Genomic DNA, 26,085 nt, shown 5'->3' on the forward strand with positions numbered 1-26,085 from the left:
CGTGTAGGGTTCGAATTCAGGCGCTCAACAGTGCGTCGAGCTTGCCGGCGCGCTCCAGCGCGAATAGATCGTCGCAACCACCGACATGGACCGAACCGATCCAGATCTGCGGCACCGAGGTGCGCCCGGCCTTTTTTGTCATTTCAGCGCGAATCTGTGGCTTGCCGTCGACCTTGATCTCCTCGAAGTCGACGTTCTTGCTTTCGAGCAGGTATTTGGCACGCGAGCAGTAAGGGCAATAATCGCTGGAGTAGACGACGACTTCGGCCATGTCACTTCACCAGCGGCAGGTTGTCGGCTTTCCACGAGGACACACCGCCCGACAGCTTGGCGGCGTTGAAACCGGCCTTGAGCAGTTCACGGGCCACATGGCCTGCGTGCTGGCCAGCCGCGTCAACGATGATCAGCGTCTTGGACTTGTACTTCTCAAGCTCGGACGTGCGAGTCATGACTTTATCTTGAGGGAAATTCAGGGCCCCGACGATGTGGCCAGTGGCGTACTCTTTCTTGGCGCGCACGTCGATCACCACCGCTTCGTCGCGGTTGACCAGCGCAGTCAGCTCACCGGTGCTCAAGCTCTTGCCGCCCTTGTTCAGTTCTGTCGCGATCAACAGCGCCAGCAGGATGACAAAAGCGCCAGAGATCAAATAGTGGTTCGTGGCAAAAGCAATCAGGTGTTCAACCATCATCGGGTTCCAGGGCGTTAAAATGTCGGCCAGTATACACAGCCCCCAAGGTCGGCCAAAGCCCGTACGGCGGTCACAGTGACGCCGTTTGAACTTCACCTTAATATGTCGATCTTTTTTCTACTTCACCTATTAGCCAAGAGTGGGATTCATGACTACCACGCCTAAACCTCTGGTTCTGATCATCCTGGACGGCTTCGGTCACAGCGACAGCCACGACGGCAACGCGGTCTACGAAGCGACCGCGAACAAGAAGACGCCGACTTTCGATCGCCTGTACAAGACCATGCCCAACGGCTTGATCTCCGGTTCCGGGATGGATGTCGGCCTGCCAGACGGTCAGATGGGCAACTCCGAAGTTGGTCACATGAACCTGGGCGCCGGGCGCGTGGTGTATCAGGATTTCACCCGCGTGACCAAAGCGATCCGCGACGGCGAGTTCTTCGAGAACCCGGTCATTTGCGCCGCTGTGGACAAGGCGGTGGGTGCTGGCAAGGCCGTGCACATCATGGGCCTGCTGTCCGATGGCGGCGTGCACAGCCATGAAGACCACCTGGTGGCGATGGTCGAACTGGCCGTCAAACGCGGCGCCGAGAAAATCTACGTGCATGCCTTCCTCGATGGCCGCGACACACCGCCACGCAGCGCGCACAACTACCTCGACACCATGGAAGCGGCCTACGGTCGTCTGGGCAAAGGTCGTACCGCCACGATCATTGGCCGCTACTTCGCCATGGACCGCGACAACCGCTGGGACCGCGTCGAAGCGGCCTACAACCTGATCGTCGACGGCACCGCTGAATTTCAGGCAGCAACGCCGAAAGCGGGTCTGGACGCCGCCTACGAGCGTGGCGAGAACGACGAATTCGTCAAAGCCACCCGCATCGGTGAGCTGGCCAAGGTCGAAGACGGCGACGCCGTGGTCTTCATGAACTTCCGCGCTGACCGCGCCCGCGAGCTGTCTCGCGTGTTCGTCGAAGACGACTTCAAGGATTTCGCCCGCACTCGCCAGCCGAAACTGGCCGGCTACGTCGGGTTGACCGAATACGCCGCCTCCATTCCAGCACCTGCGGCATTCACCAAGGGCAGCCTTGAGAACGTGCTGGGCGAATACCTGGCCAAAAACGGCAAGACTCAACTGCGCATCGCCGAGACCGAGAAGTACGCCCACGTGACCTTCTTCTTCTCCGGTGGCCGTGAAGAACCGTTCGAAGGCGAAGAGCGCATTCTGATTCCGTCCCCGAAAGTCGCGACCTACGACCTGCAACCCGAAATGAGCGCACCGGAAGTCACCGACAAGATCGTCGATGCTATCGAAAACCAGCGTTACGACGTGATCATCGTCAACTACGCCAACGGCGACATGGTCGGCCACAGCGGCATCATGGAAGCGGCGGTCAAGGCCGTTGAGTGCCTGGACGTGTGCGTGGGCCGCATTACCGAAGCGCTGGAAAAAGTGGGCGGCGAAGCGCTGATCACCGCCGACCACGGCAACGTCGAGCAAATGACCGACGAGCACACCCACCAGCCGCACACTGCGCACACCACTGAGCCTGTGCCGTTCGTGTACGTCGGCAAGCGTGACCTGAAAGTCCGCGAAGGCGGCGTGCTGGCGGACGTGGCGCCGACCATGCTGACCCTGTTGGGCCTGGAAATCCCGAAAGAGATGACCGGCACGTCGATTCTGGTCGCCAAGTAAACCGCTTCAAACCGGCCTGTCCGTCTGCGACAGGCCGGTTATTTGTATGAAATGTCTGAAAGCAGCGCCCTCAGAGCGTTTTTTTTGCCGCCTTCGGCGGGCATACTAAGCCCGTCCTCACTCCCGGTATTGCCCAACCCCATGCTTCGCGCCCTGATCGCCCTTGCTTTGATTTGTCTGCTCAATCCGGCGTTTGCCGACGATGAGCGCGCACAAACCCAAAAACAGCTGGATGCCACGCGTCAGGACATCACTGAACTGAAAAAGGCGCTGAGCCAGCTTCAGGAAGAAAAATCCGGCGTACAGAAAGACCTGCGCTCCACTGAAACCGAAATGGGCAAGCTGGAAAAGCAGGTGGAGGCCCTGCAAAAAGAACTAAAAAAGAGCGAAACCGAGCTACAACGGCTCGATGATGAGAAAAAAAAACTCCAAAGCGCACGCGTTGAACAGCAACGCCTGATTGCGATTCAGGCCCGCGCCGCCTACCAGAATGGCCGCCAGGAATACCTCAAACTGCTGCTCAACCAGCAGAACCCCGAAAAATTCGCCCGCACCCTCACCTATTACGATTATCTGAGTCAGGCCCGCCTGACGCAGTTGCGCAATTTCAACGAAACCCTGCGCCAGCTGGCCGAAGTCGAAAAAGATATCGACCTGCAACAAGCCCAATTGCTGGTTCAGAAAAGCTCGCTGGATGACCAGAAGGCCCAACTCGAAACGGTGCGCCAGGAGCGCCAGGTCGCACTGGCCAAACTGAATCAGGACTACAAGGCTCGTGACCAGAAACTACAGGCGCGCCAGCAGGATCAGGCAGACCTGACTAAAGTCCTGAAGACCATCGAAGAAACCCTCGCCCGTCAGGCTCGGGAAGCAGAAGAAGCGCGTCAGAAAGCCTTGCTGGCCCAGCAGGAAGCCGAGAAGCGTCAGCGCGAGCAGGAAGCACTGGCGAAAAACCGCGGCAAGGATGACAGCGATGAAGCCCCACGCCGCCCTGCGAAAGCCCCCGGTGCACTGGTTTCCAGCGCAGGTCAGTCGTATGGCGGACCTTTTGAGCAAGCAAAGGGAAAACTTCCTTGGCCTGTCGATGGTCGATTGTTGGCGCGTTTCGGTGAAACCCGTGGCGATGACGACCGGACCAAGTGGGATGGCGTGATGATCAGCGCGTCGGCGGGCAGTCAGGTACACGCTGTGCATGGTGGTCGCGTGGTGTTCGCCGACTGGTTGCGCGGCGCAGGCCTTCTGGTCATTCTCGACCATGGAAACGGTTATTTGAGCCTGTATGGCCACAACCAGAGTCTGTTGAAGGAAGCTGGGGACGTTGTAAAAGCCGGGGAAGCGATCGCGACTGTGGGTAACAGTGGTGGCGGTCAGGACACTCCGGCACTGTATTTCGCTATTCGTCAGCAGGGTCGCCCTAGTGATCCGGCCCAATGGTGTCGCTCTCAAGGATAAGTCGACATCTCACTCAGGAGTTCGTAAGACATGCTGTTTTCGTCCCGCCTCACCTCGCTGGCCCTGACTATCGCCGTGGTTATCGGCGCTCCACAGGCTTTCGCAGCCGGTGCCGCTCCGGCCGCCGCGCCTGCTGCCTCCGCGCCAGCCAACGCCGCGAACCTCAAGGCACCACTGCCGCTTGACGAGCTGCGTACCTTTGCCGAGGTGATGGACCGGATCAAGGCCGCCTACGTCGAGCCAGTGGACGATAAAACCCTGCTGGAAAATGCCATCAAGGGCATGCTCAGCAACCTTGACCCTCACTCTGCCTACCTCGGCCCGGAAGACTTCCAGGAGCTGCAGGAGAGCACCAGCGGCGAGTTCGGCGGCCTGGGCATTGAAGTGGGCGTCGAAGACGGCTTCATCAAAGTGGTCTCCCCTATCGACGACACCCCGGCCTCCAAGGCGGGCATCGAAGCGGGCGACCTGATCGTCAAGATCAACGGCGCGCCGACCCAAGGCCAGACCATGCAGGAAGCCGTCGACAAGATGCGCGGCAAGATCGGTGAAAAAATCACCCTCACGCTGGTCCGCGATGGCGGCAATCCGTTCGACGTGACGCTGGCCCGCGCGACCATTCAGGTCAAGAGCGTGAAAGCCCAGATGCTGGAGCCGGGCTACGGCTACATCCGCATTACCCAGTTCCAGGTCAAGACCGGTGAAGAAGTCGGCAAGGCTTTAGCCAAGCTGCGCAAGGACAACGGCAAGAAGATGAACGGCCTGATCCTCGACCTGCGCAACAACCCGGGCGGTGTGTTGCAGGCGGCGGTCGAAGTGGCTGACCATTTCCTGACCAAAGGCCTGATCGTCTACACCAAGGGCCGCATCGCCAACTCCGAACTGCGCTTCTCGGCAGACCCGGCTGACGCCAGCGAAGGCGCGCCACTGGTGGTGCTGATCAACGGCGGCAGCGCCTCGGCGTCCGAGATCGTTGCCGGTGCCTTGCAGGACCAGAAACGCGGCATCCTGATGGGCACCGACACCTTCGGCAAAGGCTCGGTGCAGACCGTGCTGCCGCTGGCCAATGACCGCGCACTGAAGATCACCACGGCGTTGTACTTCACGCCGAATGGCCGCTCTATTCAGGCGCAGGGCATCAACCCGGATATCGAAGTCAAACGCGCCAAGGTGACCACCGAGGCCGATGGCGAGAACTACAAAGAGGCCGACCTGCTCGGCCACCTGGGCAACGGCAACGGCGGCGCGGACAAACCAACCACAAAGGCCAAGGCTGGCAAGGCGCGTCCGCAGGACGACGATTACCAGTTGAACCAGGCCCTCAGCCTGCTCAAGGGATTGAGTGTCACTCGCGGCAATTGATATGCGCTTTTGGTTGACCGGGCTCGTCTGGGCCTTAGCCATGATCACGGGTGCTGCCCACGCGGCACCCGCTGACGCTGCAGATGCCGACGGCAAGTCGCCGAAGGTCGCCTACATCAGCCTGATCATCGACGATCTCGGCCAAAGCCCCGAGAAGGACAGCCGCGCGCTGGCCCTTCCCGGCCCGGTCACGTTGGCGATCATGCCCGACACGCGCCACGCCACCGACTTCGCCCGTCAGGCCCACAAGGCGGGCAAGACCGTCATGCTGCACATGCCGATGGACCCGGCGACCGGGCCTTATGCCTGGCGGCCTGACTTGCCGCTGACCGAGCTGGAATCGCGCCTCAATGCCGCGCTGATGAAGGTTCCTTATGCGGCGGGCATCAACAATCATGAAGGCAGCCGCATGACCGCCGAGCCGGTCGCCATGGCGTGGCTGGTGGGCGAGCTGCAACGCCGTCATCTCTTCTTCGTCGACAGCCGCACCAGCGCCAAGACCGTCGCCGCTGCCGAAGCGCAGAAGATTGGCCTCGCCAGCCTTTCGCGGGACGTATTTCTGGACGACGAACGCACCGCCGAGGCCATCAACGGCCAGTTTCAGGCAGCGATCAAGCTGGCCCACAAGCAGGGTTCGGCCGTGATGATCGGCCACCCGTACCCGGTGACCATGGAGGTGCTGGAGCGTGAGTTGCCCAAGCTCAAAGCCCAAGGCATCGAATGGATCGAACTGCGTCACATGATCGGGCTGCGCGGCAATCAGGCCATGGGTGGGCATGGAAAGAATGGGGTTTATCGCTGAGCAACACAGCCCCCCTGTAGGAGCGAGGCTTGCCCGCGATCTGCCGCGAAGCGGCAGCGAAACCAAACGCCGCAGTTGTGCCTGATGCACCGCATTCGCAGGGTGTACTGCTGCTACGCAGCAGATCGCGGGCAAGCTCGCTCCTACGCCCTCCGGGCAGAAGCGTGCGGCAGTCAGAGATACTTCCCGAGAATGCTGTCGACCAGCCCTTCCTTGCGCAGTTGATCCAGCGCTGTTTGTAGCCTCTGCACCACCTCATCCGGCGTGTCTTTGTTCAGCGCCAGAAACAACTCGGCGCTGTTGAAGCGCAGCACCGTCTTGAGACCCGTTACGCCTTCCTGCCGCGCCAGATAACGCCCCGCAGGGTCACCCGTCGCCCAAAGGTCGATCTGACCTTCAACGAGCTTCCTGGCATTGTCCTTGTCGCTGAGCACAGTAATCGGGCTCATGCCCTGACGCCCCAGCTCTTCGGCGATGGCGTCACCCTTGTAGGCGCCGATCCTGTATTGCCGAGCCTCTTCCAGGTTGTTCAATTGTATCGGGCTGTCGGCCTTCGCCAGCATGATCCAGTCGTCCGGCCCAATGGGGCCGACCCACTTGAACAACTTCTCGCGCTCGGGCAAACGCGCGGTCACGAACACGCCGTAACCAGGCTTCTCCAATGCCAGTTTGTAGATGCGGTCCCACGGGAAGCGCAGGGTCATGTTGTAGCCGATACCGGCGCGTTTGAAGGTTTCACGCACGATCTCGACGGCGATGCCCTGGATGTTGCTTTCCTGGGCGAAGTTCTTGCCATCGATCGCCATGTTGTAAGGCGGGAAATTCTCGGTTAGCAGCACCACTGAATAGTCTGTCCGTTTGTCTTCATCAGTACCGACAACCGGTTCATCTGCATACGTCCCCATACTCGGCATCAAAACGAACAGTGCGAGAAAACACGCAGCAGGTTTAAGCATATGGCCCTTCCTTATCCATGGCTGTGGACAGAGTGCGGACCCCAAATGCCGTTGTCCAGAGTCTTCGTTGCATCGCGTACTTTTTCGAGCGCGCAATACATATGTATGCGCCCTGAGCAGCGTTTGTCTGACTAATTGATGACTTCACTGACCGCTTACGTCGTGAGCGGAGCCATCACTTTAAGGACAGGTACCCAGATGCAACATCGAACAGCAGCCCATGTGTTCGCAATGATCACGCTTTTCTCAGCAGAACTGGCCCAGGCCAGGGATTACGGCGAGGGCCACGCCAACGGCTCTCCCGCCATCGCCCTTGATAATGCACAGGGGCGCCACGAGCACTGGCGCGCGGTCGGTCGTCTGCAAGTCGACCAGGCTTCGCAAAAGTCGCGCTGCACCGGCGCCCTGATCGACTCGCGCAACGGAGAATCCCAAGCCGCCGGTCCCGCCTACATACTCACCAGCGGGCACTGTGTAACCCGCCACAGCCTCAATTTCACCCACAACACGCCGGTTCAGGGATATATCGATTTCGACTACTTTCTCGGCAACATGCAAAGGACGCAACGTCACGAGTTGAAACAGATCGTCAGCGCGACCGTGCGCGGCGCGGACCTGGCCCTCATCGAACTGCAAACACCCTTGCAGGAACTGCTCGATCTCAGTATCGAACCCTTGAAGTTAAGCCATCGACCTCCCGCAGACAGCGTGGACCTGATGATCGTCGGGGTGCCTTCCGGCCATGAAAACGCGCCCGGACTGAGACTGTCGCTATGCGCTTACGAGGGCGCAGAAGATCTAGTCGAGGAGGTTTTTGTATTTCGCGGTTTCTACAAGCACCGCTGCGCTGGAATCGCCCCTGGCAGCTCTGGAAGCCCGCTGCTGGATCGCCGATCAAACCACATCATAGGTGTTACAAGTACCTCGACTGGCCGCGCCAAGGCAGAAAACCGCTGCCAGACCAATGCACCTTGCGAAATAAAGGGAGGCCAGCCGGCCTGGTCGCCGGATACCCAGTACTCCAGTCCTGCGACAGGGCTGCAAAACTGCTTCGTCCACGGTCGCTTCAACCCCGACGCCGAGCAATGCACACTGCGATCCACGCTGGAGATGACGCTTGGCGAAGACTATTCACCCAAGACCTACCGCCGTATCACGCTGGATCGACAGGGCAACCCCGTATTCCCGACCTGGTCATGGCCGTTCTCGCTGAACACCCCGATGTATCGCTACAAAACCACTCGCAGCGCCACTGAATGCGAAAGCCCGCATTACTACAAGGATGCCGCCGATGCGGCCAACGTACTGATCGATGACCCGGTCGGGCCTGAGGCCGGCATGCACTTTCTGTGCATCATCGGCGTGACATCGCAGGCTCAGCGACCGGCGCAGGAGATGATGAACAAGCCTGTGGTGATAGCGATGGAGTTGGCACCGGCAGGCCCGACCCGCATGCCGGAACTGACGATAGACCGCCTGAGCGAGGGCGGTTATCGGGTCGAGCCGTACTTCTCCGCACCATCGCTATGGGTTTACACGTTCAAATCAGGCGAACCGGACGCCGTAGACTGCGATGAGCCGGATGGGTACACGCCCCATTTCGAAGGCGCGAGAACCTACGAAGCCTCGAAGTTACCCCTCAAGCTGTGCTCGAAGGCCCACGATTTGTCGAAACAGGCGTCTCTGCCGCGAACGGATTTACTGATGCCGTGATCAGCGAACGACGATGCCTTGCTGCGCCATGAACGCCTTGGCTTCCGGCACGGTGTATTCGCCGAAGTGGAAAATACTCGCCGCCAACACAGCGCTCGCATGGCCTTGCAGCACGCCATCGGCCAGGTGTTGCAGGTTGCCGACGCCACCCGATGCAATCACCGGAATACCCAGCGCATCGCTGATCGCGCGGGTCACGCCCAGGTCGAAACCGTTCTTCATGCCGTCCTGGTCCATGCTGGTCAGCAGAATTTCACCCGCGCCGAGACCTTCCATCTTCTTCGCCCACTCGACGGCGTCCAGACCGGTCGGCTTGCGACCGCCATGAGTGAAGATTTCCCAGCGCGGGGTTTCGCCCGGCCCTGAGACTTTCTTGGCGTCGATCGCGACGACGATGCACTGCGAACCAAAACGCGCAGCGGCTTCACCCACAAACTCAGGGTTGAAGACCGCAGCCGTGTTGATCGAGACCTTGTCCGCCCCGGCATTGAGCAGGTTGCGGATGTCGGTCACGGTGCGCACGCCACCGCCCACGGTCAGCGGAATGAACACCTGACTGGCCATACGCTCGACGGTATGCAGCGTGGTGTCGCGACCATCGACGCTGGCCGTGATGTCAAGAAAGGTGATTTCGTCCGCACCCTGCTCATCGTAACGACGGGCGATTTCCACCGGGTCACCGGCGTCGCGGATGTTCTCGAACTTCACACCCTTGACCACACGACCGTTGTCGACGTCCAGGCAAGGGATGATGCGCTTGGCGAGGGCCATGGGCCTATTCTCCGAAAACTGCCGGGCTAACGCCCAACATCAATATTTGATTTGAAACTGGATCTTTGTGGGAGCGAATTCATTCGCGACTGGGCGTCCCGTCCGATGAATGTCTATCGGCTGTACTGGCGTCTCGCGAATGAATTCGCTCCCACAGGAACAGGATCGATGTGCGTCAAGCCTTATAGGTGTCGCAGAACGCCTGCGCTTCGGCCACATCCAGCGTGCCTTCGTAGATCGCGCGGCCAGTGATGGCGCCGATGATGCCCGGTGCTTTTGCATCCAACAGGGCTTTGATATCGCCCAAGTTGTGGATGCCGCCCGAGGCGATGACCGGGATTTTCGTGGCCGCTGCCAGCGCCGCCGTGAACGGCACGTTGCAGCCCTGCATCATGCCGTCTTTGGCGATGTCGGTGTACACGATGGCCGATACGCCGTCGGCTTCGAAACGCTTGGCCAGGTCGATCACCTGAACCGAGCTGACTTCCGCCCAGCCGTCAGTGGCGACGAAACCGTCTTTGGCGTCCAGACCGACGATCACCTTGCCCGGAAACGCGCGGCAGGCTTCGGCGACGAACTCAGGCTCTTTCACGGCTTTGGTGCCAATGATCACGTAGCTCACGCCCGCTTTGACGTAATGCTCGATGGTTTCCAGCGAACGAATACCACCGCCGATCTGAATCGGCAGGGTCGGGTAGCGCTTGGCAATCGCGGTGACCACTTCACCGTTGACCGGCTGGCCTTCGAATGCGCCGTTCAGGTCAACCAGATGCAGACGGCGGCAGCCACCGTCGACCCATTTGGCCGCCATGCTGACCGGGTCATCGGAGAACACCGTGGAATCTTCCATACGGCCCTGGCGCAGACGCACACAGGCACCGTCTTTAAGGTCGATAGCGGGGATAATCAGCATCTGGAAACCTACTCAATCGGAATTTAGTTTTTTTCGAGCGCCCAAACGTCGCTTTCGATACTCTCAAAGCGCTCTTTCAGGAGCGCCTGTGCGTCGAAAATCGCTCGGTTGTAATAGTGCGGCGCGACTTCATGGGTGAACAATTCAAGGATTTCCGCCGCTTCGAAAGACCCAAGGTCCAGTTCGAAGCGATCTTCCATGAAGCGCTTGATCTTGTGGCATGCCTCACTTTCCTGCTCGGGCGTGAGGGTCAGGATCGGCGCCTTGTTCTTGCGGCTCATTACCAGCGACCGTCCCATGCAGCGAAGTTCTGCAGCAACTGCAGGCCATGGATATGGCTCTTCTCAGGGTGGAACTGCACGGCAAAGCGCGAACCGTCGGCCAACGCAGCCGCGAAGTCGCGACCGTAATGACCACGCCCCACGATCTGCCGTGGGTTCGGCGACTCGATGAAATAGCTGTGCACGAAATAGAAGCGCGCCTTGTCCGGAATGCTGTGCCACAGCGGGTGATCCACCGACTGGGTCACTTCGTTCCAGCCCATGTGCGGCACTTTCAGGTGCTGGCCGTCTTCGTGAAGGTCCTTGCCGAAGAAGCGCACTTGCCCTGGGAACAGGCCGATGCAATCCACGCCATCGTTTTCTTCACTGCGGTCCATCAACGCCTGCATACCGACGCAGATACCGAGAAATGGACGGTCTTGGCTGACTTCGCGCACCAGTGCATCGAAGCCCAACCGACGGATTTCAGCCATGCAGTCGCGAATGGCGCCCACACCGGGGAACACGATGCGGTCCGCTTCGCGAATCACGTCGGCGTCGCTGGTGATCAGCACACGGCCTGCGCCAACGTGCTCCAGCGCCTTGGCCACCGAGTGCAGGTTGCCCATGCCATAGTCGATAACGGCAACGGTCTGCATTACAGCACGCCCTTGGTCGAAGGCATCTGTCCGGCCATGCGGTCATCCAGCTCGACGGCCATGCGCAGCGCGCGGCCAAAAGCCTTGAACACGGTTTCAATCTGATGGTGGGTGTTGGTGCCACGCAGGTTGTCGATGTGCAGCGTAACGTTGGCGTGGTTCACGAAGCCTTGGAAAAACTCCTGGAACAGGTCCACGTCGAAACCGCCGACAACAGCGCGGGTGTACGGCACGTGCATTTGCAGGCCAGGACGACCCGAGAAGTCGATGACCACACGGGACAGCGCTTCATCCAGCGGGACATAGGCGTGGCCGTAACGACGAATGCCTTTTTTATCGCCAATGGCTTTGCTGAAGGCCTGACCCAGTGTGATACCGACGTCTTCCACAGTGTGGTGGTCGTCGATTTCCAGGTCGCCATTGCAATCGAGTTCGATGTCGATCAACCCGTGACGGGAGATCTGGTCGAGCATGTGTTCAAGAAAAGGCACACCGATGTTGAATCGGGCCTTTCCGGTGCCATCCAGGTTAATCGAGGCTTTGACCTGGGTTTCCAGGGTGTCGCGCTCGACGAACGCCTTACGTTCGGCCATCACCAGCTCCGCAAAATCATTGGGCGAAAAGGCGGACATTATAGGCGTGTGGCGGGGAAACAGAAACACGAGACGTGTGATGGTAGACGGGATGACGCAGATAGACATGTCTGTACAAATGACACGCTTGGGATTCTATGTTGTCTGACACGCCGCATTCGCCACCAAGGCGGCTCCCACACGGTTCAGCAGCGAGCAGCGTCTTTGAACTCGGCGCGGTCATTGTGGGAGACGCCTTGGTGGCGAATGCGGCGTGTCAGACAACCCATTTTTCGCGGATTCACCGTTTCCGGGTAGCAGACCGGCGTCGGCCCGAATGCTCAGGCCGACACCGATGACGGCTTAGTGAAACAACACCGCTGTCTTCTGCAAGGTGATCCACACACCCCACGCCAGCGGAATACCCACTGCCAGCCAGGCCAGGACGGCCAGCGGCTTGGTGCCTGCGTCGGCTTTCCACTCCAGCGAAGTGGTGTGGTCGGCGCCAGCGTCGTGACCGATCGCCTGTTCTGCTTTCAGTTCTTCATCGGTCATGAAGTACTTGTCGGCCACCGGGCGCACCAGCATGTTGCAGATGAAGCCCAGCACCAGCAGACCGGCGAGGATGTACAAGGTGATGTCGTAAGCATCGGCTCGGGCCACGCCGTGGCTCAGCTGATACTCACGCAGGTAGTTCACCAGCACCGGGCCGAGCACGCCAGCAGCCGCCCAGGCGGTCAGCAGACGACCATGGATCGCACCGACCATCTGCGTGCCGAACAGGTCAGCCAGGTAAGCCGGAACGGTCGCGAAACCACCACCGTACATCGACAGCACCACGCAGAATGCCGCCACGAACAGCGCAACGCTGCCCAAGTGGCCCAGCGTCGGGACCGATGCGTAGAGCAAAAAGCCCAGCGCAAAGAACACGAAGTACGTCGCTTTACGGCCGATGTAGTCAGAGAACGATGCCCAGAAGAAGCGGCCACCGATGTTGAACAGGCTCAACAGACCGGTGAAGCCCGCTGCGATGGCCGCGATGGCCGCCAGTTGCGAAGCGTCCAGTTGCGCGAAGCCCTGATCGTTGCCCAGCAGCTTGCCACCGAACACTTCCTGCAACAGTGGCGAAGCCATGCCGAGGATGCCGATACCCGCCGAAACGTTCAGGCACAGCACCAGCCACACCAGACGGAATTGCGGGGTTTTCCACGCAACGCTGACGTGGACGTGACGATTGGTGATCATCGCGCTGTTGGTTTTCTTCGCAGGCGCGGTCCAGCCTTCAGGCTTCCAGCCCGTAGGCGGAACGCGGTACGCCAGCGCGCCGCCGATCATGAAAATGAAGTAGATCACCGCCATGGCCACGAAGCTCTGCCATACGCCGACGCTGTCAGGCGTTGCGAAGTGGCTCATCAGCGCGGTCGCCAGTGGAGCACCCACCATCGCGCCGCCGCCGAAGCCCATGATCGCCATGCCGGTCGCCATGCCACGTTTGTCCGGGAACCACTTGATCAGGGTCGACACCGGCGAGATATAACCCAGACCCAGACCGATACCCCCGATCACGCCCGAGCCAATCCACATCAGCCAGATTTGATGGGTGTAGACACCCAGCGCAGAAATCAGCAGACCGCCACACCAGCACAGCGCCGAGACAACACCGGCCTTGCGCGGACCTGCGTGTTCCAGCCACCCACCCCAGATGGCAGCCGAGCAGCCCAGGAAGATGAAGAACAGGGTGTAAATCCAGCCGAGCATCGAAATCGGCCAGTCACAGCTGGACGAAAAGATTTGCTCGAAGAAACCCATGTCTGGCGCGCAAGCCACGGCGGTTTTGATGCCAATGGCCTTGGACAGCGGCAACCAGAACACCGAAAAGCCGTAGGCCATGCCGATGCACAGGTGGATGGCGAGAGCGGCTGGCGGAACCAGCCAACGGTTGAAGCCACGCTTGGCGATAATGCGCTCTTTGGACAAGAACGCAGGCTGAGCGACAGTGCCGCCCAGAGCAGTGCTCGTAGTCATTATTTGTTTTGCCCCTATTTATAGTTGTGCCACGCCAGAACCACGGCAACGGCCCCGCCACTTCTCTTGATGCCGCAAGCATCGGAAGTTTTATCGGCAGAACGGCCTCATAACGTGACAATTCGACGCAGGGATTCCCGCGAACGGCGAGAGATTAGCATTTACGAGGTGACAGAAAGCATTCTGCTACTACCTTTTTTATACCGTCTGTCATTGCATGGATCGCTGTCTCTGATATTGCGCACGGCCGAACAAGGCCCGGCGCCTGCGTGAGAACGCTATACTCGCGGGCTAAATTTGAACGACACGAATACAAGGACTCGCCCATGAAAGCGTTCGGCAAAATCCTGGGGCTCTTTATTCTCGGGCTGTTGCTGATCATCGTGGCTCTCGGCTTCGCCCTGACCCATCTGTTTGATCCCAACGACTACAAAGACGAGATTCGTAAACTGGTTCGCGACCGTGCCCATGTCGAACTGACCCTCAATGGCGACATAGGCTGGAGCCTGTTCCCCTGGTTGGGCCTTGAATTGCACGACGCCAGCGTCGCGACGCTGACCGAGCCGACCAAACCGTTCGCCGACCTGCAAATGCTTGGGCTGTCCGTGCGCGTGCTTCCGCTGCTGCGCAAAGAAGTGCAAATGAGCGACGTGCGGGTCGAGGGCCTGAACCTGATGTTGACCCGTGACGAAAACGGTCACGGCAACTGGGAAGACATCGGCAAAGCACCTGCGACAGCCGCCAATCCAGCTCAACCGGCCGCCCCAGCGCCCCAGCCTGACACGGCAGGAAAACCTGAACGCACCTGGCAGCCGCTCAAGCTGGACATCGACAGCCTGACCGTGAACAACGCGCGCATCGATTTCAACGACATCCAGAAGGCCCGGCAATTCACCGCCGAAAGCATTCAATTAAGCACCGGCCCGGTTCACAACGCGACCGACATTCCGATCAAACTGACGGCCTTCCTCAGCACCAATCAGCCTGTCGTACGGACCAAAACCGAACTGACCGGCAAACTGCGTTTCGACCGCGCACTCAAGCGCTATCAACTGGACGACATGCGTTTCTCGGGTGAGGCCGCAGGCGATCCGCTGCAAGGCAAGACCCTGAGCTTCTCGGCCCAGGGCCAACTGCTGGCGGACATGTCGGCCAACGTTGCCGAATGGACCAACCTCAAGCTGTCGGCCAACCAGCTCCGCGCATTGGGCGAGCTGCATGTACGTGATCTGGACAAGGCCCCGCAGCTGAGCGGCGGCATCTCCATCGCTCAATTCAATCTGCGCGAGTTCCTCGACAGCGTCGGCCAGACCGCGCCGACCTTGGGGGAAAACAGCCTGACCAAGCTGGAAATGGTCAGCCGCATCGCCGCGACACAAAACAGCGTGTCGCTGGATGACCTGACCCTCAGGCTCGATGACAGCACCTTCACGGGCCGCGTCGCCGTGGACGACTTCGCCAGGCAATCGCTGCGTCTGCAACTGAAAGCCGACACCTTCGACGCTGACCGCTATCGTCCGCCGCAAAGCGATCAGGCCAAAGCCGCTGGCGCTGCGCGCAAGTCCGAAGTGCAAAGCGGCGAAGCAGAAGCCATGGCCGCTGCGGGCACCTCACCGCTGCCGAACCAACCGACCCAAGGCGCCTGGAGCGACGCACGACTGCTGCCTCAAGAGCGTCTGCGCACTCTCGATGTCGATGCGGACCTGACCTTCGGCAAGCTGACTGTGGAAAAACTGCCGATACAGAACGCTGCACTGAAAACCTCAGCACAGAACGGCGTGATCACCGTCGACAGCCTGCGGGGCGATCTCTATAACGGCAACTTCGAAGTCAAAGGCAACCTCGACGTTCGTCCAGAGGTGCCGCTGGCCGCCGTGCAGACCCGCATCGTCAGAGTGCCGGTCGAGCACTTCATCCAAAGCCAGGGCACCACGCCACCGCTGCGCGGCCTGTTGACGCTGAACAGCGACGTCACCGCCAAGGGCAACAGTCAAAAGGCGCTGGTCGAAAGCCTGAACGGCACCGCGAACTTCGCACTGAACGACGGTGTGCTGGTCAACGCCAACCTTGAACAGCAACTGTGTCGCGGAATTTCGGTGCTCAATCGCAAGACCTTGAGCGGCGAGCCTCGCGGCAAAGACACGCCGTTCCAGCAACTCAATGGCAATCTGGTGTTTCGTAACGGCGTGGCCAGCAACCCGGACCTGAAAGTCCGCACACCGGGCCTGACCGTGAACGGCGATGGCGACATCGACCTGCGCGTGATGGGCATGAACTACCGCGTCGGCGTGATCATCGAAGGCGACAAGAGCGACATGCCAGACCCCGCCTGCGAAGTGAACCCGCGCTTCGTTGGCGTTGAATGGCCGATCCTTTGCCGCGGCCCGCTGGAACTGGGCGCCAAGGCGTGTCGGCTGGACAATGAGGGGCTGGGCAAGGTTGCGGCGAAACTGGCCACGGACCGCATCGGCGACAAGATCGACGAAAAGCTGGGGGACAAGGTCAGTCCCGAGCTCAAGGACGCTATCAAAGGATTGTTCAAGCGGTAACCGTTTTTGGCCGATCACCGATTGGCCCAACGACACAAAACGTGTGGGAGCCGGCTTGCTGGCGAATGCGGCGTATCAGGCAACTCATTTGTTGCTGATTCACCGTATTCGCCAGCAAGCCGGCTCCCACAATTGCGAGGTCTACACAGGCCCAACCTTTTGCCCTGAACCCCGGAACCACGATGCAACCCGAGCAGTTCTCCTCCGCCGTCCTCGAATGGTACGACCGACACGGCCGCCACGACCTCCCTTGGCAACACGACATCACGCCGTACCGCGTCTGGGTGTCGGAAATCATGCTGCAGCAAACTCAGGTCAGCACCGTGCTCGGTTACTTCGACCGATTCATGGAAGCGCTGCCGACCGTTCAAGCCCTGGCCGACGCACCGGAAGACGAAGTGCTGCACCTGTGGACGGGCCTGGGCTACTACACCCGCGCCCGCAACCTGCAAAAAGCCGCGAAGATCGTCGTCTCCCAACACGGGGGAGAATTCCCTCGCGACGTGGAAAAACTCACCGAACTCCCCGGCATCGGCCAATCCACCGCAGGCGCCATCGCCAGCATCAGCATGGGCCTGCGCGCGCCGATCCTCGATGGCAACGTCAAACGCGTGCTGGCGCGCTTCACCGCCCAAGAGGGTTATCCGGGGGAACCCAAGGTCGCCAAGCAGATGTGGGCGACCGCCGAGCGTTTCACGCCCCACAGCCGCGTCAATCACTACACTCAGGCGATGATGGATCTGGGCGCGACGCTCTGCACCCGCAGCAAGCCCAGTTGCCTGCTGTGCCCACTGGAGCGCGGCTGCGAAGCGCACATGCTCGGCCAGGAAACCCGCTACCCGGTGCCGAAACCGCGCAAGGCCGTCCCGCAGAAACGCACGCTGATGCCGATCTTCGCTAACCGCGAAGGCGAGATTTTGCTCTATCGTCGCCCGTCGACCGGTTTGTGGGGCGGGCTGTGGAGCTTGCCGGAGCTGGACGACTTTGACGATATGCAGCACCTGGCCGATCAACACTCGCTGGCGATGGGCACGCACCAGGCACTGCCGGGACTTGTCCACACCTTCAGCCACTTCCAGTTGACCATCGAGCCGTGGCTGGTTCGGGTCGAGGAGTCCGCCCATCACGTGGCCGAGGACGACTGGCTCTGGTATAACCTCGCCACCCCGCCGCGCCTGGGCCTGGCTGCCCCGGTGAAGAAGCTGCTGAAAAACGCAGCCGACGTATTGAATGCAGGAGAGTCGTCATGACCCGCACCGTAATGTGCCGCAAGTACAAAGAAGAACTGCCTGGCCTGGACCGCCCTCCCTATCCGGGCGCCAAGGGCGAAGACATCTTCAACCACGTCTCGCAGAAAGCCTGGGCCGACTGGCAGAAACACCAGACCCTGCTGATCAACGAGCGTCGGCTGAACATGATGAACGCCGAAGACCGTAAATTCCTCCAGACCGAAATGGACAAGTACCTGTCCGGCGAGGAATACGCCAAGGCCGAAGGCTACGTTCCACCGTCTGAATGACGCTTCAGAGAGGCGTCAGACGTAAGCGAAGGAAATAATTCGAATTTTTTTCAAAGACTTGCTTGACGACCTCCTGAAAAACACGTTTAATGCGCCCCGTTGCCCAGATAGCTCAGTCGGTAGAGCAGGGGATTGAAAATCCCCGTGTCGGCGGTTCGATTCCGTCTCTGGGCACCACTAATATCGAGAAACCCCTGAATTGAAAGATTCAGGGGTTTTTTATTGGGCGCGGTTTTTCGGGCAACTTCCCCCCGACTAACCTTGGCTAATCGACCCGGTTAGGTTTTCATAGCCCGCCTCCTCCGCCCACAAAAGGACTCACTCGCATGGCCTCCGCAGACAAACAGCAAAAACGTGCCCAGCGCGCCAAAGCCAAGGCCAAGCAGAGCCGCTCCGGGAAGGGCAAACCCGTCGTCGTTCATCCCGTGTTGAAACACGCCTTCGTCGATGAGCCGTTCGATGACGTGGCAATCGACCTGAGCACCTTCGACTTCAAAGACATCGAAGAGAACGGCTTCGACCCTGCCGACTTCGACGACCTGTTCGAAGCCATGAAGAAAGCCGAGGCCGTCAGCCTGCTGGCGATGTGCGTGGTATTCCTGCAATACCCGGTGCTGGAACTGGTGATTGCCGAGGAAGAAGAAGACCCTGCCACCGACTTCATGATGGGGCTATTGATCACCTATCGCGGCATCTTCCACAACGAAGATGAAGACACCGCCGTCGAGTACATCAGCAGCGAAGCCTTCCAGAAGGCCTATATCGAAGCGTCCGACATTCTGCACCGCAAAAACGCACGCGACGCAGGTCGTCGGTAACACACGGGTTTTCATTTGCATGACCCCGGTCAAGACGGTAGCTTTGCGCCACCACGAGAATGCAATTCCTTCTCACTAAGGCTACCGTTTTGAAACACCCCCACTCCCCTTCATCCATTCCGACGACGAATGAAGCGAGCGCTTACACCAAGCCTCGAATCTTCCTGCATTGGCTGTCTGCTGCGATCATTCTCTGGGCCACCTTCAGCGGCTTCGGAGTGGTGTTGCTGGACGCTAACGACCCGTTCCGGCAATGGGTTGAGTCATTCAATCCGCAGATCACCAGCCTGTTCATTCCTTTCTTCGCCTGGCGTCTGTGGTTGGCCGTCCGAGCTGGCTCTCCCCTTAAGCCCGAAACGGCACAGGAGCGCGTAGCAGGTCTCGCCCACAAGGCGATTTATCTGGCAGTGACCGGCGTATTGATTACGGGGGTGTTGATGATGAACCACCCCGTGATGCTAATGGCGTTCATACCGCTGCCACAGCTGATTCACTCGAAGATCGCGCTGCTGGAGCTCCATGAGCTGCACCACGTGCTGTGCGCGATCCTGGCGGGGTTGGTGGCGTTACATCTGGCTGCGGTGGTGCTGCATCAAGTGCGAGGGAAGTCGGTGTTGGGGCGGATGCATCCGAAACGGTGAGCCACTGCCCACGGTAAAAAATTCAAGGCTATAGACCGTAATCTCTTCAGGCTTGGGGTTAGTGCTTTTCGGCCTCTGCGATGAGGTCATCAATATCTACCTTGAGTGTGCGACCGCCACGTCGCGCCTTAACGATACGAGCTCGGCGTCGTCCAACAAATCGAGAAGCTCTTCGTATCGCTCAGGGGAAAGGATGTAGAAGGCAGGCTCATTACGGTTGAGGATCACCATTGCTTTCCCTGAATGTCCCCATGGGGATGCTTGAACAAAAAAACGGCCACCCCCATCCCTGAGAGCAGCCGTTTTTCAAACAGGCAACGCCCGCTCAATCAACCCTCAATTGAGCACAACCTTCCCCGCTTTCACTGCCTTACGACGGCTCGACACGATCAAGCCTGCTGCAACAACCAGAATGCTCAGCAAGCCGGTCGCGATGATTTCCATGCGATGAGCGTCCTGGAACAGCATGATAGTCAGCACGGCAACGATGAAGGCAATCACCGCCCAGGTCAGGCCCGGGAACAGCCACATGCGGAAAGCAATGGTCTGGCCTTCGGATTCACGCTTGCGGCGCATGCGCAGCTGCGACACGGCGATCACCAGGTACACCAGCAGCGCGATGGCGCCGGAGCTGGCGAGCAGGAAGTCGAACACCGCCGCCGGGGCGACGTAGTTGGCGAACACGGCCGCGAACGCCGCAGCGGTCGACAGCAGAACAGCCCAATACGGGGTGCCCGCTTTGCTGGTGCGCTGCGAAACGGCGGGGGCATCGCCACGCTTGCCGAGGGAGAACAGCATGCGCGAAGCGGTGTACAGCGCCGAGTTCAGGCAACTGGTCACAGCGACCAACACCACGATGTCGACAATCAACTTGGCGTTCGGGATGCCCATCAGATCCAGCACGGTCTGGTAAGAGCCGACCTGCGCCAGACGGCTGTCATTCCACGGCACCAGCGCGACAACCAGGAAGATCGAAACCAGATAAAACAGGCAGATCCGCCAGATCACCGAGTTGGTGGCCTTGGTGATTTGCTGGCCTGGGTTCTTCGACTCGGCAGCCGCAATGGTGACGATTTCAGTACCCATGAACGAGAACATGGTGGTCAGCATCGCCGCCAGCACAGCCCCCATGCCGTTTGGCAGGAAGCCATTGGTGTCCCACAGGTGGCTGACGCCGCTGACTTGGCTGGTCGGCAGCAGACCGAAGACCGCCGCGATCCCCAGGATCACGAAACCGATGATCGCCAGCACCTTGATCAGCGCGAACCAGAACTCGAACTCGCCGTAGTTCTTCACGCTGAACAGGTTGGTCGCGGTCAACACCAAGGTGATCACCAACGTGAACACCCAGATCGCGACGTTCGGGAACCACGCATGGAGAATCGTCGCAGCGGCGTTGGCTTCCAGTGGAATCACCAAGACCCAAAACCACCAGTACAACCAACCGATGGTGAAGCCCGCCCAGTGGCCGATCGCGCGATCAGCGTAAGTCGAGAAAGAACCGGTGTCCGGCGAAGCCACCGCCATCTCGGCCAACATGCGCATGACGAGAACCACCAGCGTACCGGCCGCCGCGTAGGCCAGCAAAACCGCCGGGCCCGCTTCGGCAATGGCATGGCCGGAACCGACGAAGAGGCCAGCGCCGATCACACCTGCGATGGACAGCATGGTGATGTGGCGCGATTTGAGCCCCTGATCGAGGTTTGAAGAATTTGGGGTACTGCTCATGTAAGCAACCTTTAGGGATTTTTATACGGATCAGAACGGTTTGCGGTCTTTCGTAAAAAGATCACAACAGCCCTGTTATTTATTTTTTACGCAAGAAGTACGCCAAGATATTTCAAAAGCGACGTCGTGCGTGGGTATGCCCGTTGCAGAGGCGTTCGGTAAGTGCTTGAGAAGAATGGCCTTTCGACATTCCTGTAGGAAGTGTTACCGAGCGCAACAGGATAGAGACGTTTTACCGCACCGAAAATACACACGCCGCGACAAAAAGCACCAAATAAGCGCACAGATTCAACCTCTCATCGCCCCAGTGGCCGAAACACCCTTCCCCACGGCCGTTAAAGCTGGCACCATCGCGCCCTTTTTGCGCAGGGGCAGCTCGCTTGCCGTGCGCCATTTGCACCGAACACGTGAGGACTCGACATGGCCCTGGCCACGCCCGCCCTGGAAATCCGCAACCTGCATAAACGCTACGGGGAGCTGGAAGTGCTCAAGGGCATCTCCCTGACCGCGCGCGATGGCGACGTGATTTCGATTTTGGGTTCCTCGGGTTCAGGCAAGTCCACGCTTCTGCGTTGCATCAACCTGCTGGAAAACCCGCACAACGGTGAAATCCTTGTCGCAGGTGAAGCGCTCAAACTCAAAGCCACACGCAAGGGTGAACTGATTGCCGCTGACCATCGTCAGATCAATCGCCTGCGCAGCGAAATCGGTTTCGTCTTCCAGAACTTCAACCTGTGGCCGCACATGACCGTGCTCGATAACATCATCGAGGCACCACGCCGGGTGCTGGGGCAGAGCAAGGCCGAGGCGATCGAGGTCGCCGAAACGCTGCTGGCCAAAGTCGGCATTGCCGACAAACGCCACGCCTACCCGAATCAGTTGTCCGGCGGCCAGCAACAGCGCGCTGCCATCGCCCGCACCTTGGCGATGCAGCCTAAAGTCATTCTGTTCGACGAACCGACGTCCGCGCTGGACCCGGAGATGGTGCAAGAAGTGCTGAACGTCATTCGCGGCCTGGCCGAAGAGGGCCGGACCATGCTGATGGTGACGCACGAAATGAATTTCGCCCGCCAGGTGTCCAGTGAAGTGGTTTTCCTGCACCAAGGGCTGGTAGAAGAACAAGGCTCGCCGCAGCAGGTTTTCGACAACCCGCAATCGGCGCGCTGCAAACAATTCATGTCCAGCAATCGCTAACGGAGCAACATCGATGCAGACCCTGAAAAACCTTCTGGTGGCCGCTCTTCTGGTCGTGACCTCCAGCGCTGTTGCTGCCGAGACCCTGAAAATGGGCATCGAAGGCGCCTACCCGCCGTTCAACAACAAGGACGCCAGCGGCCAGGTCGTGGGCTTCGACGTCGAAATCGGCAACGCCCTGTGCGCCAAGATGAAAGTCACCTGCGAAGTCGTCACCTCTGACTGGGACGGCATCATTCCGGCTCTGAACGCGCAGAAGTTCGACTTCATCATCTCTTCGATGTCGATCACCGAAGAGCGCAAACAGGCCGTTGACTTCACCAACCCGTATTACTCGAACAAGCTGCAATTCATCGCGCCGAAATCGAGCAACCTGGGAGCCAACAACGATGCCATCAAAGAAGCCCTGAAAGGCAAGACCATCGGCGCCCAGCGCGCGACCCTGTCGGGCACCTGGCTGGAAGACAACTGGGGCGACGACGTCACCGTCAAGCTCTACGACTCGCAGGAAAACGCCTTCCTTGACCTGTCTTCCGGTCGCGTTGACGCGCTGCTCGGCGACAAATACGCGAGCTACGAGTGGCTGAAAAGCGACGCGGGCAAGAACTTCGAATTCAAAGGCGAGCCGATGTTTGGCGAAGACAAGATCGGCATGGCCGTGCGCAAGGACGACCCACTGCGCGAGCGGCTGAACACCGCCCTCAAAGAAATCATCGAAGACGGCACCTACAAGAAGATCAACGACAAGTATTTCCCGTTCAGCATCCTCTGACCTGCCTGACCCGCCCTGCCGACTCATTGAGCGGCAGGGCATGTCTCTGACCAAGCAAAGCCATGAACTTCGATCTCCAAGGATTCGGCCCCGCTCTTGCCGCTGGCGTGCTGATGACGATTCAACTCGCGCTGTCCGCCCTGTGTCTGGGCCTTGTGCTGGGCCTCCTCGGCGCGCTGGCCAAAACCTCGTCCAATCGCGCCCTGCAATGGCTGGGCGGCACGTACTCGACACTGGTGCGCGGCATTCCTGAATTGCTCTGGGTGTTGCTGATCTACTTCGGCACTGTCAACGCCATGCGCGCCATCGGCCACTGGTTTGGCATCCCCAACCTGTCGCTCAGCGCATTCGCAGCGGGCGTCATCGCCTTGGGCCTGTGCTTCGGCGCCTACGCCACCGAGGTGTTTCGCGGCGCCATGTTGTCGATTCCCAAAGGCCACCGCGAAGCCGGTTTGGCGCTGGGCCTCTCGCGCTCACGCATCTTCATCAAGTTGGTCATGCCGCAGATGTGGCGCATCGCCCTACCGGGATTGGGCAACCTGTTCATGATCCTGATGAAAGACACGGCGCTGGTTTCGGTGATCGGCCTGGAAGAAGTCATGCGTCATGCGCAGATCGCCGTCACCACCACCAAACAGCCGTTCACCTTTTATATGGTCGCGGCGTTCATGTACCTGGGCATGACGGCGCTGTCGATGATCGGCCTGGCATGGCTTGAACGGCGCGCCTCGGTCGGCTTTGCGAGGAGTGCGTCATGAGCTGGGAATTCGTCCTCAAATGGCTGCCCAAGCTGCTGCAAGGCGCAACCCTGACGCTGGAGCTGGTGGCCATCGCTGTCGTGGCCGGGCTGATACTGGCAATTCCCATGGGCATCGCCCGCGCCTCGCGCAGCCCCTACGTGCGCGCCCTGCCCTATGCCTACATCTTCTTCTTTCGCGGCACGCCGCTGCTGGTGCAACTGTTTCTGGTCTATTACGGCCTGGCGCAGTTCGATGCCGTGACCCAAAGCGTGTTCTGGCCTTACCTGCGCGAGCCGTTCTTCTGCGCCGCGCTGACCATGACGCTGCACACCACCGCTTACATTGCCGAAATCCTGCGAGGCGCGATTCAGGCCGTGCCACCGGGCGAAATCGAAGCCGCTCGCGCACTGGGCATGTCCAAGGGCAAGGCGCTGCTTTACATCATCCTGCCCCGCGCCGCCCGCATCGGCCTGCCCGCCTACAGCAACGAAGTCATCCTGATGCTCAAGGCCAGCGCCCTGGCCAGCACCGTGACCCTGCTCGACATCACCGGCATGGCACGCACCATCAACGCGCGCACCTACATGCCGGAACAGACGTTCTTCATCGCCGGGATGATTTATCTCGTGATGTCGTTCGTGTTGGTACAAGGCTTCAAACTGCTGGAGCGGTATCTGCGGGTGGATGCCAGCCAAGGACGCTGAACGGGCAAACCGGAGCAGTCCGGCCAGGCGGCTACGCACTCATCACCTTGTGGGAGATTCTATGTTGCATGGCCTGCCGCTTTCGCCACCAAGGCGGCTCCCACAACATCCGCGCCGTTCATAAATCCATGGTTCGACACACATCACTGTGGGAGCCGGCGTGCTGGCGAAGACTGCCGCACAACCACCAAAGCCCGTAAGCTGAACACCATATCCAGCATCGCCACCCAACCCATGCCACTGCACACCGCCGACCTCGCCCCCCACTTCCTCGCCCTCGACACCTTCCTGCGCGAGCACCAGCACCTGTGGCGACCAAAACCCTTCACCCATCGCCACTTGCCATGGGAAACGCAACACCCCGAGTTATCCATCTGGTTGCGCCAACGCTCGCTGGGCGACGCCGAAGCCGCCCACAACCACCCCGAACAACTCGACGCCCCCGAGCCCTTCGCCCTGCTCGCCAAACAATCCAAAGTCCTGAGCGAAATCGACACCCTGCCGACTCATGCCCTTAATGCCATCGCCTCGCGCATGAGCGTCGACGTACCCGGACGCAAGTGGCAACAGATCGAAGCCTTCGCCAGCAGCCTGAGCTTTCGACAGACGCCCACCCACTGGCTCGACTGGTGCTCTGGCAAAGGCCACCTCGGCAGGCGCCTCGCCCACGACGGCCAGGCCCTGACCTGCCTCGAATGCGACGAAGCGCTGGTTGCAGCAGGCCGGCAGCTCAGTGACAAACTCGGCGTACACGCCACGCATCTGCATCAAGACGTCATGGCCGAAAACACCGCCGAGCGCCTCCAGCCAGACCACACCCCCGTCGCCCTGCACGCCTGCGGCGACCTCCACGTGCGCCTGATGCAACTGGCCAGCAACGCCCACTGCCAACACCTCGCCATCGCCCCGTGCTGCTATAACCGAATCGCCAGCGACCACTATCAGCCGCTGTCGACTGAAGGTCAGTCATCGACGCTCAAGCTCTCCCTCGACGACCTCGGCCTGCCCCTGAGCGAAACCGTCACCGCAGGCGCCCGCGTCCGCCGCCAGCGCGACACCTCCATGGCCCGCCGCCTGGCTTTCGACCTGCTGCAACGCCAACTGCGCGGCATCGACGACTACCTGCCCACCCCCTCCCTGCCCAGCGCCTGGCTCGACAAACCCTTCGCCGACTACTGCCGCGACCTTGCCGAGCTGAAAGAACTGCCTGCCACCGGCAATCAAGACTGGGCCAAGCTCGAAGCCGCTGGCTGGCAACGCCTGGCCGAAGTCCGCAACCTCGAACTGCTGCGCAACCTCTTCCGCCGCCCCCTCGAACTCTGGCTCGTCCTTGATCGAGCGCTGTACCTGCAACAGCGTGACTACGAAGTCCGGATTGGCACCTTCTGCGCCAGTCACGTCACACCGAGAAATCTGCTCATCCTCGCCGAACGCACCTGAGCCGCCCGACACCCGCCAACCTGTGGATAACTCTGTTGATGAAACAACGGCCAGAGCACAAAAATCCTAGCCCGCAAACGATTTCACAAATTGGTCATTTTTTAGGCAGA

General features: G+C 59.9%; 25 protein-coding genes and 1 tRNA gene. 16 read left to right on the forward strand and 10 right to left on the reverse strand.

The genetic code is table 11. The annotated features are described in order from the left end of the window. Positions 1–16: 16 nt before the first annotated feature. Together grxC and ACI2KB_RS13210 are read right to left on the reverse strand one after the other, a co-directional pair. Positions 17–271, reverse strand: coding sequence for a glutaredoxin 3 (grxC, locus tag ACI2KB_RS13205; RefSeq protein WP_062379408.1), 255 nt, complete (start codon positions 269–271; stop codon positions 17–19). A gap of 1 nt (position 272) precedes the next feature. Beyond that, on the reverse strand, positions 273–686 hold the full coding sequence (locus ACI2KB_RS13210) for a rhodanese-like domain-containing protein (RefSeq protein ID WP_404635686.1): 414 nt from the start codon (positions 684–686) through the stop codon (positions 273–275). A 151-nt stretch (positions 687–837) separates the two neighbouring features. Between ACI2KB_RS13210 and gpmI the strand changes: the two genes are divergently transcribed. The 4 genes from gpmI (at position 838) to ACI2KB_RS13230 (ending at position 6,001) form a co-directional block, all read left to right on the forward strand. Beyond that, entirely contained in the window at positions 838–2,385 is a 1,548-nt protein-coding gene (gpmI, locus tag ACI2KB_RS13215) for a 2,3-bisphosphoglycerate-independent phosphoglycerate mutase (protein WP_404635136.1), read from the forward strand. Positions 2,386–2,526: 141 nt separating this feature from the next. After that, a complete protein-coding gene (locus tag ACI2KB_RS13220; RefSeq protein WP_404635138.1) occupies positions 2,527–3,837 on the forward strand; it encodes a murein hydrolase activator EnvC family protein in 1,311 nt (436 codons plus the stop codon). 30 nt (positions 3,838–3,867) lie between these two features. Continuing rightward, the gene (locus tag ACI2KB_RS13225; protein WP_404635140.1) at positions 3,868–5,199 is read left to right on the forward strand and encodes a S41 family peptidase; all 1,332 of its coding nucleotides are present in this window, start codon (positions 3,868–3,870) and stop codon (positions 5,197–5,199) included. A 1-nt stretch (position 5,200) separates the two neighbouring features. Next, positions 5,201–6,001 carry a divergent polysaccharide deacetylase family protein gene (locus ACI2KB_RS13230; protein WP_404635142.1) on the forward strand — a complete coding sequence of 267 codons (801 nt, stop codon included), beginning with the start codon at positions 5,201–5,203 and terminating at the stop codon, positions 5,999–6,001. A gap of 173 nt (positions 6,002–6,174) precedes the next feature. On the opposite strand, the gene ACI2KB_RS13235 is transcribed toward ACI2KB_RS13230, so the two are convergent. Beyond that, positions 6,175–6,906, reverse strand: coding sequence for a substrate-binding periplasmic protein (locus ACI2KB_RS13235; RefSeq protein ID WP_404635688.1), 732 nt, complete (start codon positions 6,904–6,906; stop codon positions 6,175–6,177). A gap of 282 nt (positions 6,907–7,188) precedes the next feature. Between ACI2KB_RS13235 and ACI2KB_RS13240 the strand changes: the two genes are divergently transcribed. Then, positions 7,189–8,670, forward strand: a complete 1,482-nt coding sequence (locus ACI2KB_RS13240) for a trypsin-like serine peptidase (protein ID WP_404635144.1) — start codon at positions 7,189–7,191, stop codon at positions 8,668–8,670. Here ACI2KB_RS13240 and hisF read toward each other — a convergent pair whose 3' ends face one another. From hisF to ACI2KB_RS13270, 6 genes are all read right to left on the reverse strand, one after another. Continuing rightward, on the reverse strand, positions 8,671–9,441 hold the full coding sequence (gene hisF / locus ACI2KB_RS13245) for an imidazole glycerol phosphate synthase subunit HisF (RefSeq protein ID WP_404635146.1): 771 nt from the start codon (positions 9,439–9,441) through the stop codon (positions 8,671–8,673). It abuts the gene before it with no gap. A 175-nt stretch (positions 9,442–9,616) separates the two neighbouring features. Further along, positions 9,617–10,354 (reverse strand): 1-(5-phosphoribosyl)-5-[(5-phosphoribosylamino)methylideneamino]imidazole-4-carboxamide isomerase, encoded by a 738-nt coding sequence (gene hisA, locus ACI2KB_RS13250; RefSeq protein ID WP_404635148.1) that lies wholly within the window; start codon positions 10,352–10,354, stop codon positions 9,617–9,619. A gap of 23 nt (positions 10,355–10,377) precedes the next feature. Beyond that, positions 10,378–10,635, reverse strand: coding sequence for a DUF2164 domain-containing protein (locus ACI2KB_RS13255; protein WP_404635150.1), 258 nt, complete (start codon positions 10,633–10,635; stop codon positions 10,378–10,380). Beyond that, positions 10,635–11,273, reverse strand: coding sequence for an imidazole glycerol phosphate synthase subunit HisH (hisH, locus tag ACI2KB_RS13260; RefSeq protein WP_404635152.1), 639 nt, complete (start codon positions 11,271–11,273; stop codon positions 10,635–10,637). Before hisH ends, ACI2KB_RS13255 begins: the two co-directional genes overlap by 1 nt. Continuing rightward, positions 11,273–11,866, reverse strand: a complete 594-nt coding sequence (gene hisB / locus ACI2KB_RS13265; RefSeq protein WP_404635154.1) for an imidazoleglycerol-phosphate dehydratase HisB — start codon at positions 11,864–11,866, stop codon at positions 11,273–11,275. Before hisB ends, hisH begins: the two co-directional genes overlap by 1 nt. 342 nt (positions 11,867–12,208) lie before the next feature. Further along, positions 12,209–13,870, reverse strand: coding sequence for an OFA family MFS transporter (locus ACI2KB_RS13270; protein ID WP_404635156.1), 1,662 nt, complete (start codon positions 13,868–13,870; stop codon positions 12,209–12,211). A gap of 326 nt (positions 13,871–14,196) precedes the next feature. Here ACI2KB_RS13270 and ACI2KB_RS13275 point away from each other — a divergent pair, with 326 nt between their 5' ends. The 6 genes from ACI2KB_RS13275 (at position 14,197) to ACI2KB_RS13300 (ending at position 19,397) form a co-directional block, all read left to right on the forward strand. Beyond that, positions 14,197–16,419, forward strand: coding sequence for an AsmA family protein (locus ACI2KB_RS13275; protein ID WP_404635158.1), 2,223 nt, complete (start codon positions 14,197–14,199; stop codon positions 16,417–16,419). Between the two features lie 182 nt (positions 16,420–16,601). Next, positions 16,602–17,669 (forward strand): A/G-specific adenine glycosylase, encoded by a 1,068-nt coding sequence (gene mutY / locus ACI2KB_RS13280; RefSeq protein WP_404635160.1) that lies wholly within the window; start codon positions 16,602–16,604, stop codon positions 17,667–17,669. Next, positions 17,666–17,938, forward strand: coding sequence for an oxidative damage protection protein (locus ACI2KB_RS13285; protein ID WP_404635162.1), 273 nt, complete (start codon positions 17,666–17,668; stop codon positions 17,936–17,938). The genes mutY and ACI2KB_RS13285 overlap by 4 nt, the downstream gene beginning before the upstream one ends. Positions 17,939–18,039: 101 nt before the next feature. After that, a tRNA-Phe gene (locus tag ACI2KB_RS13290) sits at positions 18,040–18,115 on the forward strand. 149 nt (positions 18,116–18,264) lie between these two features. Next, positions 18,265–18,756, forward strand: a complete 492-nt coding sequence (locus ACI2KB_RS13295; protein ID WP_404635164.1) for a hypothetical protein — start codon at positions 18,265–18,267, stop codon at positions 18,754–18,756. 89 nt (positions 18,757–18,845) lie between these two features. Beyond that, positions 18,846–19,397: a cytochrome b gene (locus ACI2KB_RS13300; RefSeq protein ID WP_404635166.1), complete on the forward strand. Its 552-nt coding sequence runs from the start codon at positions 18,846–18,848 to the stop codon at positions 19,395–19,397. Between the two features lie 336 nt (positions 19,398–19,733). Here ACI2KB_RS13300 and gabP read toward each other — a convergent pair whose 3' ends face one another. Further along, positions 19,734–21,125 carry a GABA permease gene (gene gabP, locus ACI2KB_RS13305; protein ID WP_404635168.1) on the reverse strand — a complete coding sequence of 464 codons (1,392 nt, stop codon included), beginning with the start codon at positions 21,123–21,125 and terminating at the stop codon, positions 19,734–19,736. A gap of 420 nt (positions 21,126–21,545) precedes the next feature. Between gabP and ACI2KB_RS13310 the strand changes: the two genes are divergently transcribed. The 5 genes from ACI2KB_RS13310 (at position 21,546) to ACI2KB_RS13330 (ending at position 25,975) form a co-directional block, all read left to right on the forward strand. Beyond that, on the forward strand, positions 21,546–22,319 hold the full coding sequence (locus ACI2KB_RS13310) for an ABC transporter ATP-binding protein (protein WP_404635170.1): 774 nt from the start codon (positions 21,546–21,548) through the stop codon (positions 22,317–22,319). Between the two features lie 13 nt (positions 22,320–22,332). Beyond that, entirely contained in the window at positions 22,333–23,091 is a 759-nt protein-coding gene (locus tag ACI2KB_RS13315) for an ABC transporter substrate-binding protein (protein ID WP_404635172.1), read from the forward strand. Positions 23,092–23,153: 62 nt separating this feature from the next. Continuing rightward, positions 23,154–23,849 carry an ABC transporter permease gene (locus tag ACI2KB_RS13320; RefSeq protein ID WP_404635174.1) on the forward strand — a complete coding sequence of 232 codons (696 nt, stop codon included), beginning with the start codon at positions 23,154–23,156 and terminating at the stop codon, positions 23,847–23,849. Continuing rightward, a complete protein-coding gene (locus ACI2KB_RS13325) occupies positions 23,846–24,535 on the forward strand; it encodes an ABC transporter permease (protein ID WP_404635176.1) in 690 nt (229 codons plus the stop codon). Before ACI2KB_RS13320 ends, ACI2KB_RS13325 begins: the two co-directional genes overlap by 4 nt. A 234-nt stretch (positions 24,536–24,769) precedes the next feature. Further along, positions 24,770–25,975 (forward strand): methyltransferase, encoded by a 1,206-nt coding sequence (locus tag ACI2KB_RS13330; RefSeq protein WP_404635178.1) that lies wholly within the window; start codon positions 24,770–24,772, stop codon positions 25,973–25,975. Positions 25,976–26,085: the final 110 nt, after the last annotated feature.

The sequence above is a fragment of the Pseudomonas sp. NPDC088444 genome (assembly GCF_044900175.1).
Classification (GTDB): Bacteria; Pseudomonadota; Gammaproteobacteria; order Pseudomonadales; family Pseudomonadaceae; genus Aquipseudomonas.

Excerpts from the sequence above, each read along its gene's own strand:
- grxC (WP_062379408.1), bottom strand. The coding sequence starts at position 271 with ATGGCCGAAGTCGTCGTCTACTCCAGCGATTATTGCCCTTACTGCTCG.
- ACI2KB_RS13210 (WP_404635686.1), bottom strand. The coding sequence starts at position 686 with ATGGTTGAACACCTGATTGCTTTTGCCACGAACCACTATTTGATCTCT.
- gpmI (WP_404635136.1), top strand. The coding sequence starts at position 838 with ATGACTACCACGCCTAAACCTCTGGTTCTGATCATCCTGGACGGCTTC.
- ACI2KB_RS13220 (WP_404635138.1), top strand. The coding sequence starts at position 2,527 with ATGCTTCGCGCCCTGATCGCCCTTGCTTTGATTTGTCTGCTCAATCCG.
- ACI2KB_RS13225 (WP_404635140.1), top strand. The coding sequence starts at position 3,868 with ATGCTGTTTTCGTCCCGCCTCACCTCGCTGGCCCTGACTATCGCCGTG.
- ACI2KB_RS13230 (WP_404635142.1), top strand. The coding sequence starts at position 5,201 with ATGCGCTTTTGGTTGACCGGGCTCGTCTGGGCCTTAGCCATGATCACG.
- ACI2KB_RS13235 (WP_404635688.1), bottom strand. The coding sequence starts at position 6,906 with ATGGGGACGTATGCAGATGAACCGGTTGTCGGTACTGATGAAGACAAA.
- ACI2KB_RS13240 (WP_404635144.1), top strand. The coding sequence starts at position 7,189 with ATGATCACGCTTTTCTCAGCAGAACTGGCCCAGGCCAGGGATTACGGC.
- hisF (WP_404635146.1), bottom strand. The coding sequence starts at position 9,441 with ATGGCCCTCGCCAAGCGCATCATCCCTTGCCTGGACGTCGACAACGGT.
- hisA (WP_404635148.1), bottom strand. The coding sequence starts at position 10,354 with ATGCTGATTATCCCCGCTATCGACCTTAAAGACGGTGCCTGTGTGCGT.
- ACI2KB_RS13255 (WP_404635150.1), bottom strand. The coding sequence starts at position 10,635 with ATGAGCCGCAAGAACAAGGCGCCGATCCTGACCCTCACGCCCGAGCAG.
- hisH (WP_404635152.1), bottom strand. The coding sequence starts at position 11,273 with ATGCAGACCGTTGCCGTTATCGACTATGGCATGGGCAACCTGCACTCG.
- hisB (WP_404635154.1), bottom strand. The coding sequence starts at position 11,866 with ATGGCCGAACGTAAGGCGTTCGTCGAGCGCGACACCCTGGAAACCCAG.
- ACI2KB_RS13270 (WP_404635156.1), bottom strand. The coding sequence starts at position 13,870 with ATGACTACGAGCACTGCTCTGGGCGGCACTGTCGCTCAGCCTGCGTTC.
- ACI2KB_RS13275 (WP_404635158.1), top strand. The coding sequence starts at position 14,197 with ATGAAAGCGTTCGGCAAAATCCTGGGGCTCTTTATTCTCGGGCTGTTG.
- mutY (WP_404635160.1), top strand. The coding sequence starts at position 16,602 with ATGCAACCCGAGCAGTTCTCCTCCGCCGTCCTCGAATGGTACGACCGA.
- ACI2KB_RS13285 (WP_404635162.1), top strand. The coding sequence starts at position 17,666 with ATGACCCGCACCGTAATGTGCCGCAAGTACAAAGAAGAACTGCCTGGC.
- ACI2KB_RS13295 (WP_404635164.1), top strand. The coding sequence starts at position 18,265 with ATGGCCTCCGCAGACAAACAGCAAAAACGTGCCCAGCGCGCCAAAGCC.
- gabP (WP_404635168.1), bottom strand. The coding sequence starts at position 21,125 with ATGAGCAGTACCCCAAATTCTTCAAACCTCGATCAGGGGCTCAAATCG.
- ACI2KB_RS13310 (WP_404635170.1), top strand. The coding sequence starts at position 21,546 with ATGGCCCTGGCCACGCCCGCCCTGGAAATCCGCAACCTGCATAAACGC.
- ACI2KB_RS13315 (WP_404635172.1), top strand. The coding sequence starts at position 22,333 with ATGCAGACCCTGAAAAACCTTCTGGTGGCCGCTCTTCTGGTCGTGACC.
- ACI2KB_RS13320 (WP_404635174.1), top strand. The coding sequence starts at position 23,154 with ATGAACTTCGATCTCCAAGGATTCGGCCCCGCTCTTGCCGCTGGCGTG.
- ACI2KB_RS13325 (WP_404635176.1), top strand. The coding sequence starts at position 23,846 with ATGAGCTGGGAATTCGTCCTCAAATGGCTGCCCAAGCTGCTGCAAGGC.
- ACI2KB_RS13330 (WP_404635178.1), top strand. The coding sequence starts at position 24,770 with ATGCCACTGCACACCGCCGACCTCGCCCCCCACTTCCTCGCCCTCGAC.